The following is a 14790-nucleotide window of genomic DNA, read 5'->3' on the forward strand; positions in this document are numbered from 1 at the left end:
AAAACCGGGGCTTCGGGCCCACGGGAGAAAAATAATGATGCGTTTTGTTTTCACTCTTCTGGTCGGCCTGCTCTTGGCCGGCTGCGCCACGTCCCGGGACGATTCGCTGGCGCCCAAGACCGTCAACCACGTCGATCTCAAGCGTTACCAGGGGACCTGGTACGAGCTGGCGCGGTTGCCGATGTATTTCCAGCGTAACTGTGCGCAATCCGAGGCCCGCTACACCCTGTTGCCGGAGGGCAACGTGGCGGTGCTCAACCGCTGCCTGACCCCGGAGTGGAAGTGGGAGGAGGCTCGTGGCACGGCAACGCCTCAGGTGCCGGGCAAGACCGACAAGCTGTGGGTCGAGTTCGATAACTGGTTCTCGCGGCTGCTGCCGGGGGCGACCAAGGGCGACTACTGGGTGCTGTATGTCAGCGATGACTACAAGACCGCGATTGTCGGCAATCCCAACCGCCGTTACCTGTGGTTGCTGTCGCGGACCAAGGAGGTCAATGAGACGGTGCGTGAAGAGTTGCTGAGCAAGGCGCGTCAGCAGGGCTACGACACCACGCGACTGATCTGGCGGGTGTCGGACTCGGCCATGGCCAAGACCTCGAAATAGATTCATTCCCTGTAGCAGTCGGCTGGCCGGCGAAGGCGTTCGTGAGAATGCTTTCGCCAGCACGTCGGCTCCTACGAACTTGGGGTCAGTTGAGCAGCTCGCGCAGGACTTGGGTGAAGGCCCGGCTACTGTCTTCTTCGGCGGCGTGACGTCCGTTACGCACCACCCACTGACCACCCACCATCACATCCCGTACCTGGCGGTCGCCGCCGGCAAACAACCAACGGTTGAGAATCCCGTCGCCATCCGCGGTGGCCAGGTAAGGGTCGTTGCCATCCAGCACCAGCCAGTCGGCGCGCTTGCCCACGGCCAATGTACCTACGGGTTGCCCCAGCGCCTGAGCGCCGCCAGCGAGCGCGGCATCGTACAAAGTGCGGCCGACCATGGGCTGGTCCGCGCGGTACAGGCGGTTGCGACGCTGGTCCCGCAGGCGTTGGCCATACTCCAGCCAGCGCAGTTCTTCCACCACGCTCAAAGACACGTGGCTGTCGGAGCCGATGCCCAGGCGTCCGCCCTGGGCGAGGAAGTCCACCGCCGGGAAGATACCGTCGCCCAGGTTGGCCTCGGTGGTCAGGCACAGGCCGGCAATGGCCCGGCTTTCGGCCATGAGGCTGACTTCTTCCGGATTGGCGTGAGTGGCGTGGACCAGGCACCAGCGTTGATCCACCGCGACGTTCTCATGCAACCATTGCAGCGGGCGGCGTCCGCTCCAGGCCAGGCAGTCGTCGACTTCCTTCTGCTGTTCGGCGATGTGGATGTGTACGGGACATTGGCGGTCGCTGGCGGCCAGGACTTCGCTGATCTGCTGTGGCGTGACCGCGCGCAACGAGTGAAAGCACAGGCCCAGCTGCTGGTTGGCCTGTTGCGCCAGCAGGGGCTGCAAGTGCTGTTGCAGTTGGAGGTAGTTTTCCGTGCTGTTGATAAAGCGGCGTTGGCCGTCATTGGGGGCCTGGCCGCCGAATCCCGAATGGCTGTACAGCACGGGCAGCAAGGTCAGGCCGATACCGCTGCTGGCGGCCGCCTGGCTGATGCGTCGGGACAGCTCGGCGGGGTCGGCGTAGGGCTGGCCGTCGGTGTCGTGATGCACATAGTGGAATTCCGCCACTGAGGTGTAGCCGGCCTTGAGCATCTCGATGTACAGCTGGCGGGCGATGATCTCCAACTGTTCAGGGCTGATCTTGCCCACCAGGCGGTACATCAGGTCGCGCCAGGTCCAGAAGCTGTCGTTGGGGTTGCCGGCCACTTCCGCCAGCCCGGCCATGGCTCGCTGGAACGCGTGGGAATGCAGGTTGGGCATGCCGGGTAGCAGCGGGCCCTTGAGCTGTTCTGCACCTTCTGCACTGGCGTTGGCCTGGATGTGAGTCAGCAGGCCGTCGGCACTGACTTCAAGACGTACATGGTTGGCCCATCCATCAGGCAGCAGCGCGCGTTCGGCGAAGAAGGCGGACATGGTTCAAGCACCCCATCGTGTGTTATTTGTATATACATATACAGACGTTTGCCTGCTCGGTAAACTCCGGCAAGCTAGTCACCTTTTTTGCTCAACAAGGATTTCCCGTGCCGACTCCGCCTGCCAAATCGCCGCTGGCTGCCCATCTGGGCGATAGTCCGGCGCCCTTGTATGCCCGCGTCAAACAGATGATCACCCAGCAGATCGAGAGCGGAAACTGGCCGCCGCATTACCGCGTTCCCTCGGAAAGCGAGCTGGTCAATCAGCTGGGCTTCAGCCGCATGACCATCAACCGCGCACTGCGGGAAATGACCGCTGAGGGCATGCTGGTGCGCATGCAGGGCGTGGGGACCTTCGTCGCCGAACCCAAGAGCCAATCGGCCTTGTTCGAAGTGCACAACATTGCCGACGAGATCGCCTCCCGCGGTCATCGCCACACCTGCCGGGTCGTCACCCTGGGCGAAGAGGCTGCCGGTTCCGAGCGCGCCCTGGCCCTGGACATGCGCGAAGGGCAGCGAGTCTTCCACTCGCTGATCGTGCATTTCGAGAACGACATCCCGGTGCAGATCGAGGATCGCTTCGTCAACGCCCTGGTGGCGCCGGAGTACCTCAAGCAGGACTTCACCCTGCAAACCCCTTACGCCTATCTGTCCCAGGTCGCCCCCCTGACCGAGGGCGAGCATGTGGTGGAGGCGATTCTCGCCGAGCCCGAAGAGTGCGAGCTGCTGCAGATCGAGCGTGGCGAGCCGTGCCTGTTGATTCGGCGTCGCACCTGGTCCGGGCGCCAGCCGGTGACCGCCGCCCGCTTGATCCACCCCGGTTCCCGTCATCGTCTGGAAGGGCGCTTTCATAAATGATCCAGTCCACTCTGTTACGTGCCGCCGACTACCCGCGCATGCCATGGAAAAACGGCGGCGGCAGCACCGAAGAAATCACTCGTGACGCCGGCACTGGCCTGGAAGGTTTTGGCTGGCGCCTGTCGATTGCCGATATCGGCGAATCCGGCGGCTTTTCCAGCTTTGCCGGTTATCAGCGGATCATCACCGTGCTGCAGGGTGCGGGCATGCAACTGACGGTCGATGGCGAAGAGATACGGCCCTTGCTGCCCCTGGACCCCTTTGCCTTCAGCGGTGCCAGCCAGGTGAATTGCACCCTGCTGGAGGGCGCGATCCGCGATTTCAACCTGATCTATTGCCCTGAGCGTTACGTCGCCCGCTTGCAGTGGTTCGATGGTCAGCAACGCTTCTTCACCCAGGCGCACACCGTGCTGGTGTTCAGTGTTGCCGAGCAGACCTGGGTGGACACGGGCAGCATCCCGGTGCAGGCATTGGGGCGTTATGACTGCCTGCGCCTGGATGACAATGCCGGGGTTATGGAAATCGCCACCGATGGACGCTGCTGCGTCATCGAACTCACCGCCATCTGATCATTGTGGCTAGGTGCAGGCTGGGATACGGCCTGCTACCGGCTTCTATTCGTTCCCTCGCTGCCCCAGAACCCCAGTCCGCACCTGCCGTGCAGAACTGGCGCACATCTCCCTGCAATTGCTGTTTCTCTCGCGCACCAGTTTGTTACCGAACGCCCCAGCACAGCGCAAAACCGGGTTTTGGTAACAGCTTCGCTGCGGCCAAAAAACTTTTCTGGAAAATTCTCGCCCTGTTGAAAGCCTTGTCCAGCAAGGCTTGCGGTTTGCTCTTAAGGTTTTTCAGGTACGTCTCAAGCGAGTTGGCCGCTTGATTGCATATGCTTGTATGTACAAGTAAATATGTGTGCGTAAGAGTCGATGGAATCCTCTTCGCACCTTGGACTCATCGCCGAGGAGTTTTTCCGTGACTGACAGCAAACCCACCAAATTCCGCAATGTCGAAATCCGCGCCGCACGTGGCAACAAGCTGACCGCCAAGAGCTGGCTGACCGAAGCGCCGCTGCGCATGCTGATGAACAACCTCGACCCGGAAGTGGCCGAAAACCCCAAGGAACTGGTGGTCTACGGTGGCATTGGTCGTGCCGCGCGCAACTGGGAGTGTTACGACAAGATCGTCGAAGCCCTGACCCAGCTGAATGACGACGAGACCCTGCTGGTGCAGTCCGGCAAACCGGTGGGCGTGTTCAAGACCCACAGCAACGCGCCACGGGTGCTGATCGCCAACTCCAACCTGGTGCCGCACTGGGCCAGTTGGGAGCACTTCAATGAACTGGACGCCAAGGGCCTGGCCATGTACGGCCAGATGACCGCCGGCAGCTGGATCTACATCGGTAGCCAGGGCATCGTCCAAGGCACTTATGAAACCTTCGTTGAAGCCGGTCGCCAGCATTACGACTCCAACCTCAAGGGGCGCTGGGTCCTGACCGCCGGTCTGGGTGGCATGGGCGGCGCGCAACCGCTGGCCGCGACCCTGGCCGGGGCGTGCTCGCTGAACATCGAGTGTCAGCAGACCAGCATCGACTTCCGCCTCAAGACCCGCTACGTCGACGAGCAGGCCACCGACCTGGACGACGCCCTGGCACGCATCAAGAAGTACACCGCCGAAGGCCGCGCGATCTCCATCGCCCTGTGTGGCAACGCTGCAGAAATCCTGCCGGAACTGGTACGCCGTGGCGTGCGTCCGGACATGGTCACCGACCAGACCAGCGCCCACGACCCGCTCAACGGCTACCTGCCCAAAGGCTGGACCTGGGAGCAGTACCGCGACCGCGCCAAGACCGAGCCGGCTGCCGTGATCAAGGCCGCCAAGCAGTCCATGGCCGAGCACGTCAAAGCCATGCTGGCCTTCCAGAAGATGGGTGTCCCGACCTTCGACTACGGCAACAACATCCGCCAGATGGCCCAGGAAGAGGGCGTGGAAAATGCGTTCGACTTCCCAGGTTTCGTCCCGGCCTACATCCGTCCGCTGTTCTGCCGTGGTGTCGGTCCATTCCGTTGGGCGGCGCTGTCCGGTGATCCGCAGGACATCTACAAGACCGACGCCAAGGTCAAGGAACTGATCCCTGACGATGCCCACCTGCACAACTGGCTGGACATGGCGCGCGAGCGCATCAGCTTCCAGGGCCTGCCGGCGCGGATCTGCTGGGTTGGCCTGGGCCAGCGCGCCAAGCTCGGCCTGGCGTTCAACGAGATGGTGCGCAGCGGCGAGCTGTCGGCGCCGATCGTCATCGGCCGCGACCACCTGGATTCCGGCTCGGTGGCCAGCCCGAACCGTGAAACCGAATCCATGCAGGACGGCTCCGACGCCGTGTCCGACTGGCCGCTGCTCAACGCCCTGTTGAACACTGCCAGTGGTGCGACCTGGGTTTCCCTGCACCACGGTGGCGGTGTCGGCATGGGCTTCTCCCAGCATTCGGGGATGGTCATCGTCTGCGACGGCACCGATGAAGCGGCCGAGCGGATTGCCCGGGTGCTGCACAACGATCCGGCCACCGGGGTCATGCGTCACGCCGACGCCGGCTACCAGATCGCCATCGACTGCGCCAAGGAACAGGGCCTGAACCTGCCGATGATCACCGGTAAGTAACCGCAGCATCGGCTCACCCCACTCTCCCTGTAGGAGCCAGCTTGCTGGCGAAGCAAGCACTACGGTGCATCAGCTGCACCGCCTCGCGAGCAAGCTCGCTCCTACAGTGGAAATCGTCTGCAGTGCCCATAGAGGTTTGATGTCCATGGCTTTAGCGAATGATCGTGCAAGCAGCAAGCCGTTGATCGAAAAGCGTTCGATCGACTACATCCCGGAAGCGGAAAGACACGGTCGTCTCTTGAGCCAGTTCACCCTGTGGCTGGGTGCCAACCTGCAGATTACGGCCATCGTCACCGGCGCTCTGGCGGTGGTGTTGGGCGGTGATGTGTTCTGGTCGTTGATCGGGCTGTTGATCGGCCAACTGCTGGGCGGCGGGGTGATGGCCCTGCATGCGGCGCAAGGACCGAGGCTCGGCCTGCCGCAGATGATTTCCAGTCGGGTGCAGTTCGGGGTCTATGGCGCGGCCATCCCGATGGTGCTGGTGTGCCTGATGTACCTGGGGTTCACCGCGACCGGCGCGGTGCTTTCCGGTCAGGCGCTGGGCCAGATGTTCGGTGTCAGCGACAGTCTTGGCATCCTGATGTTCGCCAGCGTCATCGTGCTGGTCACGGTGCTTGGCTATCGGGTGATTCACTACATCGGCCGGGTTGCCAGCGTGATCGGCGTGATCGCCTTTTTCTACCTGTTCAGCCGGCTGCTGAGCCAGACCGACGTCAGCGCCTTGCTGGCGATTCGGCACTTCAGCTGGAGCAGCTTCCTCCTGGCGGTGTCGTTGGCCGCATCCTGGCAGATCGCTTTCGGGCCTTATGTCGCCGACTATTCGCGCTACCTACCGAGCAAGACGTCGCCATTGAAGACCTTCCTCGCCGCGGGTGCCGGTTCGGTGATCGGTGCCCAGGTGGCGATGGTGCTCGGGGTGTTTGCCGCGGCCCTGTCCCAGGGCCAGTTCGCCGGTCGTGAAGTGGCCTACATCGTCGGCCTGGGCGGCAGTGGTGCTATTGCCGCGTTGCTCTACTTCAGCATCGCTTTCGGCAAGGTGACCATCTCGACGCTGAACTCCTACGGCAGCTTCATGTGCATTGCCACCATCATCAGCGGTTTTCGCGGCGAGCTTAAAGTGACGCGCTTGCAGCGGCTGATCGTGGTGTTGCTGATTGTCGGCACCGCGACCCTGATCGCGCTGCTGGGCCAGCACTCGTTCCTCGGTGCGTTCAAGTCATTCATCCTGTTCCTGCTGGCGTTCTTCACGCCCTGGAGCGCGATCAACCTGGTGGATTTCTATTGCATCACCAAAGAGCGCTATGACATCCCGGCACTGTCCAACCCGGACGGCCGCTATGGGCGCTGGAATGCCATGGGCATCACTATTTATGTGTTCGGCGTGCTGGTCCAGATGCCGTTCATCTCCACCCACTTCTATACCGGCCCCCTGGTGGCGAGTCTGGGCGATACCGATATCTCCTGGATCATCGGCCTGGTGGTGCCCGCGGCGTTGTACTACGTCTGCGCGAAGAAGTGGCATGGCGCGGTGCCCGAGCACCTGATCCTGCCGGTAGAGCAGGACGCGCCCAACGAACAAAAGCTGAGTCAGGCCCGTCGCGCTGCTGCGGTGTGAGTCTTGATGGGACGTGGACAGGGCTGGATGCCTCTTAACTGTCGTAAGTCAACTCACGATTAGGAGCGTCACACAATGAAAATGCATAAGACCCTGCTGACCACGTTGCTGTCCATGGGCTTGCTGGCCGCTTCCGGCGCCCAGGCGGCCGGCTGGTGCGAGTCGGGCAAACCGGTGAAGTTTGCCGGCCTGAATTGGGAAAGCGGCATGTTGCTGACTGACGTCCTGCAGTTCGTCCTGGAGAAGGGCTATGACTGCAAGACCGATAGCCTGCCGGGCAACTCCATCACCATGGAGAACGCCCTGGGCAGCAATGACATCCAGGTCTTCGCCGAAGAGTGGGTGGGCCGCAGCGAGGTGTGGAACAAGGCCGAGAAGGCCGGCAAGGTGGTGGGCGTCGGCGCGCCGGTGGTGGGAGCCGTCGAAGGCTGGTATGTGCCGCGCTATGTGATTGAGGGCGACGCCAAGCGCAAGCTCGAAGCCAAGGCGCCAAACCTGAAAAACATCGCCGACCTGGGCCAGTACGCCAGCGTGTTCAAAGACCCGGAAGAACCGAGCAAGGGCCGCTTCTACAACTGCCCGGCCGGTTGGACCTGTGAGCTGGACAACAGCGAGATGCTCAAGAGCTACGGCCTGGAAAGCAGCTACACCAACTTCCGCCCGGGCACCGGCCCGGCCCTGGATGCGGCGGTGTTGTCGAGCTACAAGCGTGGCGAACCGATTCTCTTCTACTACTGGTCGCCGACCCCGCTCATGGGCCAGGTGGATCTGGTCAAGCTGGAGGAGAAACCCGGCGTCGACAAGAGCGTGAGCATCAAGGTCGGCCTGTCCAAGACCTTCCATGACGAAGCTCCTGAACTGGTGGCGGTACTGGCCAAGGCCAACCTGCCCATCGATCTGCTTAACCAGAATCTGGCGCGCATGACCCGCGAACGCATCGAGTCGCCGAAACTGGCGAAACTCTTCCTCAAGGAACATCCTGAAGTCTGGCACCCATGGGTCAGCGACGACGCTGCCAGGAAAATCGACGCGGCCTTGTAGGTCGGGCTTTTCCGACGGTTCACAAGAGCCGTCGGAGGCTGGACCACAACCTCCTTTGATCGAGAGTTTCTTATGTTTCCAGAAAGCTTCACCTTTTCCATCGCCGACTGGGTCAACGGCTGGGTCGACTCCCTGGTGACCAATTACGGTGATGTGTTCCGGCACATTTCCGACACCTTGTTGTGGGCCATCGTCAACCTTGAAGGCCTGCTGCGCATGGCGCCCTGGTGGCTGATGCTGGCGATTGTCGGCGGCATCGCCTGGCACTCCACCCGCAAGCTGCTGACCACGGCGGTGATTGTCGGCCTGCTGTTCCTGGTGGGCGCCGTCGGCCTGTGGGACAAGCTGATGCAGACCCTGGCGCTGATGCTGGTGGCGACCGTGATCTCGGTGCTGATCGGCATTCCCCTGGGGATTCTCTCGGCTCGCAGCAACCGCTTGCGTTCGGTATTGATGCCGCTGCTGGACATCATGCAGACCATGCCCAGCTTCGTGTACCTGATCCCGGTGCTGATGCTGTTCGGCCTGGGCAAGGTGCCGGCGATTTTCGCCACGGTGATCTATGCCGCACCGCCGCTGATTCGTCTTACCGACCTGGGCATCCGCCAGGTGGACGGTGAAGTGATGGAGGCGATCAACGCCTTCGGCGCCAACCGCTGGCAACAGCTGTTCGGCGTGCAACTGCCTCTGGCCCTGCCAAGCATCATGGCGGGGATCAACCAGACCACCATGATGGCCCTGTCGATGGTGGTGATCGCCTCGATGATCGGGGCCCGCGGCCTGGGCGAGGATGTGCTGGTGGGAATCCAGACCCTCAACGTCGGGCGCGGCCTGGAAGCGGGGTTGGCGATCGTGATTCTGGCGGTGGTGATCGACCGCATTACCCAGGCCTACGGTCGTCCACGTCATGAGGTGAGCAAATGAGCAGTGCTGCCGTGAGCAAGATCGAAGTCAGGAACGTCTTCAAGATATTCGGCAACCGCCCCTCTGATGCCCTGGCGATGATCCGCCAGGGCCAGAGCAAGGATCAGGTACTGGCCCAGACCGGCTGCGTGGTGGGGGTCAATGATCTGTCCCTGAGCATCGGCACCGGTGAGATCTTCGTCATCATGGGCCTGTCCGGTTCCGGCAAGTCGACCCTGGTGCGCCACTTCAACCGTCTGATCGATCCCACCAGCGGGGCGATCCTGGTGGATGGCGAAGACATCCTGCAATACGACATGGAAGCCCTGCGCCAATTTCGCCGGCACAAGATCAGCATGGTGTTCCAGAGCTTCGGCCTGCTGCCCCACCGCAATGTTCAGGACAACGTCGCCTACGGCCTCAAGGTGCGTGGCGAGAGCAAGTCGCTGTGCGCCGAGCGGGCCCTGCACTGGATCAACACCGTGGGCCTCAAGGGCTACGAGAAGAAGTACCCGCACCAGCTGTCCGGCGGCATGCGCCAACGGGTCGGCCTGGCCCGGGCCCTGGCCGCGGACACCGACATCATCCTCATGGATGAAGCCTTCAGCGCCCTGGACCCGTTGATCCGCGCCGAGATGCAGGACCAGCTGCTGGAGCTGCAGAAGACCCTGCACAAGACCATCGTCTTTATCACCCACGACCTGGACGAGGCGGTACGCATCGGCAACCGCATCGCGATCCTCAAGGACGGCCGCCTGATCCAGGTGGGTACGCCGAAGGAGATCCTGCATTCGCCGGCGGATGAGTACGTCGATCGTTTCGTCCAGCGCCGTGCCGCCACCGTGTAGGAGCCGGCTTGCCGGCCAAAGGTCCGGCAAAGCGGCAGACAACCCAAGGTTTGCAAGAAGAGGTCCCCGATGTCCCAGGCTGAAAAAATCGTTATCGCCGACGCCCCTATGGCTTGGCAGGATGTTGTCGCTGTCGCCCGTCATGGCGCGCAGCTGGCGCTTTCGGCCCAGGCCTGGGCGCGTATCGACAATGCCCAGGCCATCGTCCGCCAGGTGGTGGACAGTGGCGAACGGGCCTATGGCATCAGCACGGGCCTTGGCGCCTTGTGCAACGTGGTGCTGGCCGGTGAGCAACTCAGCCAGCTGTCGCGCAACACCTTGCTCAGCCATGCCTGCGGTGTCGGGCCGGCGCTGGCCGATGAGCAGACCCGGGCGATCCTTTGTGCCGCCATCATCAACTACAGCCACGGCAAATCCGGCATCCACCGGCAAGTGGTCGAGGCGCTGCTGACCCTGCTCAATCGCGGCATCACTCCACAGGTGCCGTCCCAGGGGTCGGTGGGTTATCTGACCCATATGGCCCACATTGGCATCGCCTTGCTTGGCGTCGGTCAGGTCAGCTATCGCGGTCGTGTTGTCAGCGCCGAACAGGCCCTGGCCGAAGAGGGGCTGCAGCCGGTGCAACTGGGGGCCAAGGATGGCCTGTGCCTGGTCAACGGCACGCCGTGCATGACGGGCCTGAGTTGCCTGGCCCTGGCCGATGCCAGTCGCCTGTTGCAGTGGGCCGACGTGATCGGCGCCATGAGCTTCGAAGCCCAGCGGGGCCAGATCGACGCCTTCGATGCCCAGATCATTGCCCTCAAGGCGCACCCCGGCATGCAGGTGGTGGGCAGCAACCTGCGGGCCTTGCTCGATGGCAGTGAAGTCATCGCCGCTAGCCGCGGCATCCGCACCCAGGACGCCTTGAGTATCCGCTCCATTCCCCAGGTACATGGTGCAGCCCGGGATCAGTTGGCCCATGCGGTCAAACAGGTGGAAACCGAGCTCAATGGCGCGACCGACAATCCGTTGCTGCTGGGCACCCCGGACCACTACCGGGTGGTGTCCCAGGCCAATCCCCATGGCCAGTCGGTGGCGCTGGCGGCGGATCTGCTGGCCATCACCATGGCCGAGATCGGCTCCATTGCCGAACGTCGCCTGGACCGCTTGATCAACCCCCATGTCAGCGGCTTGCCGGCGTTCCTGGTGAGCGAGCCCGGGGTCAACTCCGGAATGATGATCGTGCAATACGTAGCGGCTTCGCTGTGTGCCCAGAACCGTCAATTGGCCCAGCCGGCGGTGCTGGACAACTACGTGACTTCGGGCCTGCAGGAGGACCACCTGAGCCTGGGCACCAATGCCGCCCTGAAGCTGCATCAGGTGCTGGAGAACTGCACCCAGATCCTGGCCATCGAGTACCTGCTGGCGGCCCAGGCTTTCGAGTTTCTCAAGGAGCAGCGTTTCGGCACCGGCACCGGTATCGCCTGGTGCCTGCTGCGCGAGCGGGTCCCGGCCTATGACCAGGACCGCTGGCTGGCGCCGGACATTGCCAGCGCTGCGGCCCTGCTCAAGGACCCGGAGCTGCTGCACAAACGCTTTTCCAAGGTGCAATGAACCGTTTTTTCCATCACCAGCGTGCCAAGGCGTCACTCGCGCAAAACCGCGAATGACGACGGATAACGGAAGCTTCCGGAGCGACTGGTAGTTATTACAAAACTCTCAAAAGGAGCATGAATGTGACTGCGCTAAACCTGATTCCCGGCCAACTGACCCTGGCCCAACTGCGGGCCATCTATCAGCAGCCGCTGACCCTGACCCTGGATGACAGCGCCTCGGCGCAGATCGACGCCAGCGTCGCTTGTGTCGAGCAGATTCTCGCCGAGAACCGCACCGCCTACGGGATCAACACCGGTTTTGGCCTGCTGGCTTCGACCCGCATCGCCAGCGCCGATCTGGAAAACCTCCAGCGCTCCCTGGTGCTGTCCCATGCCGCTGGCGTGGGCGAGCCTATCAGCGACGATCTGGTGCGCCTGATCATGGTGCTCAAGGTCAACAGCCTGAGCCGCGGTTTCTCCGGCATCCGCCGTCAGGTGATCGATGCCCTGATCGCCCTGATCAACGCCGAGGTCTATCCGCATATCCCGCTCAAGGGCTCGGTGGGCGCTTCCGGCGACCTGGCGCCTTTGGCCCACATGTCCCTGGTGCTGCTGGGTGAGGGCAAGGCGCGCTACAAGGGCCAGTGGCTGGAAGCGACCGCGGCCCTGGAAGTCGCCGGCCTCAAGCCGCTGACCCTGGCCGCCAAGGAAGGCCTGGCGCTGCTTAACGGCACCCAGGTGTCCACCGCGTTCGCCTTGCGCGGGCTGTTCGAAGGTGAAGACCTGTTTGCCGGTGCTCTGGTGTGCGGCGGCCTGACGGTGGAAGCGGTGCTGGGTTCGCGCTCGCCGTTCGACCCACGGATTCACGCCGCTCGCGGTCAGCGCGGGCAGATCGATACCGCTGCGGCTTATCGCGCCTTGCTGGGGGACAGCACCGAGGTGTCCGCCTCGCACCAGAACTGCGACAAGGTCCAGGACCCGTACTCCCTGCGTTGCCAGCCGCAAGTGATGGGCGCCTGCTTGACTCAGTTCCGCCAGGCCGCCGAAGTGCTGGTGGTCGAAGCCAACGCGGTGTCCGATAACCCGCTGGTGTTCGCTGCCGAAGGCGATGTGATTTCCGGTGGCAACTTCCACGCCGAACCCGTGGCCATGGCGGCCGACAACATGGCCCTGGCCATCGCCGAGATCGCGTCCCTGAGCGAGCGCCGTATCTCGCTGATGATGGACAAGCACATGTCCCAGCTGCCGCCGTTCCTGGTGGCCAATGGCGGGGTCAACTCCGGCTTCATGATCGCCCAGGTGACCGCTGCGGCCCTGGCCAGCGAGAACAAGGCCCTGGCCCACCCGCACTCGGTGGACAGCATTCCCACTTCCGCCAACCAGGAAGACCACGTTTCCATGGCGCCGGCCGCCGGCAAGCGCCTGTGGGAAATGGCCGAGAACACCCGCGGTGTGCTGGCCGTGGAATGGCTGGCGGCCTGTCAGGGCCTGGACCTGCGCGAAGGCCTGAAAACCTCGCCGACCCTGGAAAAAGCCCGCGCCACCCTGCGCGAGAAGGTGGCGTACTACGAGAAGGACCGTTTCTTTGCACCGGATATCAACGCGGCCAGCGAGTTGTTGGCTTCGCGGTGCCTGAATGGGCTGCTGCCAGCCCAGTTGTTGCCGAGCCTGTAATGCACGCCGGGCCGCCAGATCACTCCGCGCTCGGCCGAGAGCGGTGGCCCGATTGGGTTCGCTTCACCTGCAAGACGGGCGCGGAGCGTCCGCTTCTGCCGCCCCGCGCTCCGGCGCGGGGCGCACTTGTCCGATAACAATAAAAGGGACGATGACATGCAATCGCAAGAAACAGGATTACGTCGGGGGCTGACGGCCCGCCACATTCGCTTCATGGCCCTGGGGTCGGCCATTGGCACCGGATTGTTCTACGGCTCGGCCTCCGCCATCCAGATGGCCGGCCCGGCGGTGCTGCTGGCCTACCTGATTGGTGGTGCAGCGGTGTTCATGGTGATGCGCGCCCTGGGGGAGATGGCCGTGCACAACCCGGTGTCCGGCTCCTTCGGGCAGTACGCCAGCCAGTACCTGGGGCCCTTGCCGGGCTTTATCCTGGGCTGGACTTACGCGTTCGAGATGCTGATCGTCTGTCTGGCGGACGTGACTGCCTTTGGCATCTATATGGGCTTCTGGTTTCCCGAGGTGGCGCGCTGGATCTGGGTGCTGGGCATCGTCCTGCTCATCGGCGGGTTGAACCTGTGCAGCGTCAAGGTTTTCGGCGAGATGGAGTTCTGGCTGTCGCTGCTCAAGGTCGGGGCGATCATCGCTATGATCCTCGGTGGTTTCGGCATCATGTTGTTCGGTATCGGCAGCGCGGCCACCGAGCAGGCCACCGGCGCCAGCAACCTCTGGGCCCATGGCGGTTTCATGCCCAATGGCATCAGCGGGGTGATCGCTTCCTTTGCGGTGGTGATGTTCGCCTTTGGCGGCATCGAGATCATCGGTGTCACCGCCGGCGAGGCCAAGGACCCGCAGCGGGTCATCCCCAAGGCGATCAACGCGGTGCCGCTGCGCATCCTGCTGTTCTATGTGCTGACCCTGTTCGTGCTGATGTCGATTTTCCCCTGGCCGCAGATTGGCACCCAGGGCAGCCCCTTCGTGCAGATCTTCGACAGCCTGGGCATCAGCTCGGCGGCCACCATCCTTAATATCGTGGTGATTTCGGCGGCGGTGTCGGCGATCAACAGCGATATCTTTGGTGCCGGGCGCATGATGTACGGCCTGGCCCAGCAAGGGCAGGCGCCCAAGGGCTTTGCCCAGATTTCCAAGGCCGGCGTGCCGTGGATGACCGTGGTGGTGATGGCCGTGACGCTGTTGGGGGGGGTGGTGCTGAACTACCTGATCCCGGAAAACATCTTCCTGCTGATCGCTTCATTGGCCACCTTCGCCACGGTTTGGGTGTGGCTGATGATTCTGTTGACCCATGTGGCGATGCGCCGCTCCATGACCGCCGAGCAAGTGGCCCGGTTGCAGTTCAAGGTGCCGTTCTGGCCTTGGGCGCCGGCAGCGGCGATTGCCTTCATGCTGTTCATCTTCGGCGTGCTGGGCTATTTCCCGAAAACTCAAGCGGCGCTGATGGTGGGCGTGGTGTGGATCATTCTGCTGGTGGTGGCCTATATGCTGTGGGTCAAGCCGGCGGCGGGGCAGGCTCAGCAGATCCGCGTCGATTCTTCTTTACCTACTGATCATTAA

Annotated in this window: 12 protein-coding genes; 11 read left to right on the forward strand and 1 reads right to left on the reverse strand. The window is 62.9% G+C overall.

Annotated elements, in window-relative coordinates:
* The first annotated feature begins 34 nt into the window (after positions 1–34).
* Positions 35–604, forward strand: a complete 570-nt coding sequence (locus WIN67_RS01980) for a lipocalin family protein (protein WP_102862758.1) — start codon at positions 35–37, stop codon at positions 602–604.
* An 85-nt stretch (positions 605–689) separates the two neighbouring features.
* On the opposite strand, the gene WIN67_RS01985 is transcribed toward WIN67_RS01980, so the two are convergent.
* The gene (locus WIN67_RS01985) at positions 690–2054 is read right to left on the reverse strand and encodes a formimidoylglutamate deiminase (protein WP_273907849.1); all 1365 of its coding nucleotides are present in this window, start codon (positions 2052–2054) and stop codon (positions 690–692) included.
* Positions 2055–2161: 107 nt separating this feature from the next.
* On the opposite strand from WIN67_RS01985, the gene hutC reads away from it, so the two are divergent.
* From hutC to WIN67_RS02035, 10 genes are all read left to right on the forward strand, one after another.
* Positions 2162–2911: a histidine utilization repressor gene (hutC, locus tag WIN67_RS01990; RefSeq protein WP_102862760.1), complete on the forward strand. Its 750-nt coding sequence runs from the start codon at positions 2162–2164 to the stop codon at positions 2909–2911.
* Positions 2908–3480 (forward strand): HutD family protein, encoded by a 573-nt coding sequence (locus WIN67_RS01995; protein WP_306408200.1) that lies wholly within the window; start codon positions 2908–2910, stop codon positions 3478–3480. Before hutC ends, WIN67_RS01995 begins: the two co-directional genes overlap by 4 nt.
* Before the next feature lie 403 nt (positions 3481–3883).
* Positions 3884–5566: a urocanate hydratase gene (gene hutU / locus WIN67_RS02000; RefSeq protein ID WP_339070572.1), complete on the forward strand. Its 1683-nt coding sequence runs from the start codon at positions 3884–3886 to the stop codon at positions 5564–5566.
* 145 nt (positions 5567–5711) lie between these two features.
* The gene (locus WIN67_RS02005) at positions 5712–7181 is read left to right on the forward strand and encodes a cytosine permease (protein ID WP_339070573.1); all 1470 of its coding nucleotides are present in this window, start codon (positions 5712–5714) and stop codon (positions 7179–7181) included.
* 75 nt (positions 7182–7256) lie between these two features.
* Positions 7257–8222: an ABC transporter substrate-binding protein gene (locus tag WIN67_RS02010; RefSeq protein WP_102882106.1), complete on the forward strand. Its 966-nt coding sequence runs from the start codon at positions 7257–7259 to the stop codon at positions 8220–8222.
* Between the two features lie 72 nt (positions 8223–8294).
* The gene (locus WIN67_RS02015) at positions 8295–9146 is read left to right on the forward strand and encodes an ABC transporter permease (protein ID WP_102862765.1); all 852 of its coding nucleotides are present in this window, start codon (positions 8295–8297) and stop codon (positions 9144–9146) included.
* Positions 9143–9973 (forward strand): quaternary amine ABC transporter ATP-binding protein, encoded by an 831-nt coding sequence (locus tag WIN67_RS02020; RefSeq protein WP_110595378.1) that lies wholly within the window; start codon positions 9143–9145, stop codon positions 9971–9973. The genes WIN67_RS02015 and WIN67_RS02020 overlap by 4 nt, the downstream gene beginning before the upstream one ends.
* 69 nt (positions 9974–10042) lie before the next feature.
* Positions 10043–11566 (forward strand): histidine ammonia-lyase, encoded by a 1524-nt coding sequence (locus tag WIN67_RS02025; RefSeq protein ID WP_339070574.1) that lies wholly within the window; start codon positions 10043–10045, stop codon positions 11564–11566.
* Positions 11567–11682: 116 nt separating this feature from the next.
* Positions 11683–13221 carry a histidine ammonia-lyase gene (gene hutH / locus WIN67_RS02030; protein WP_102862768.1) on the forward strand — a complete coding sequence of 513 codons (1539 nt, stop codon included), beginning with the start codon at positions 11683–11685 and terminating at the stop codon, positions 13219–13221.
* 156 nt (positions 13222–13377) lie between these two features.
* The gene (locus WIN67_RS02035; RefSeq protein ID WP_102882103.1) at positions 13378–14790 is read left to right on the forward strand and encodes an amino acid permease; all 1413 of its coding nucleotides are present in this window, start codon (positions 13378–13380) and stop codon (positions 14788–14790) included.

It is taken from the genome of Pseudomonas idahonensis, assembly GCF_037903935.1.
In the GTDB taxonomy this organism is placed as follows: domain Bacteria; phylum Pseudomonadota; class Gammaproteobacteria; order Pseudomonadales; family Pseudomonadaceae; genus Aquipseudomonas; species Aquipseudomonas danubii.

Bases quoted from the DNA above. Each gene is read 5' to 3' on its own strand.
- WIN67_RS01980 (WP_102862758.1), top strand. From the start codon at position 35: ATGATGCGTTTTGTTTTCACTCTTCTGGTCGGCCTGCTCTTGGCCGGC.
- WIN67_RS01985 (WP_273907849.1), bottom strand. From the start codon at position 2,054: ATGTCCGCCTTCTTCGCCGAACGCGCGCTGCTGCCTGATGGATGGGCC.
- WIN67_RS01995 (WP_306408200.1), top strand. From the start codon at position 2,908: ATGATCCAGTCCACTCTGTTACGTGCCGCCGACTACCCGCGCATGCCA.
- WIN67_RS02005 (WP_339070573.1), top strand. From the start codon at position 5,712: ATGGCTTTAGCGAATGATCGTGCAAGCAGCAAGCCGTTGATCGAAAAG.
- WIN67_RS02010 (WP_102882106.1), top strand. From the start codon at position 7,257: ATGAAAATGCATAAGACCCTGCTGACCACGTTGCTGTCCATGGGCTTG.
- WIN67_RS02015 (WP_102862765.1), top strand. From the start codon at position 8,295: ATGTTTCCAGAAAGCTTCACCTTTTCCATCGCCGACTGGGTCAACGGC.
- WIN67_RS02020 (WP_110595378.1), top strand. From the start codon at position 9,143: ATGAGCAGTGCTGCCGTGAGCAAGATCGAAGTCAGGAACGTCTTCAAG.
- WIN67_RS02025 (WP_339070574.1), top strand. From the start codon at position 10,043: ATGTCCCAGGCTGAAAAAATCGTTATCGCCGACGCCCCTATGGCTTGG.
- hutH (WP_102862768.1), top strand. From the start codon at position 11,683: ATGAATGTGACTGCGCTAAACCTGATTCCCGGCCAACTGACCCTGGCC.
- WIN67_RS02035 (WP_102882103.1), top strand. From the start codon at position 13,378: ATGCAATCGCAAGAAACAGGATTACGTCGGGGGCTGACGGCCCGCCAC.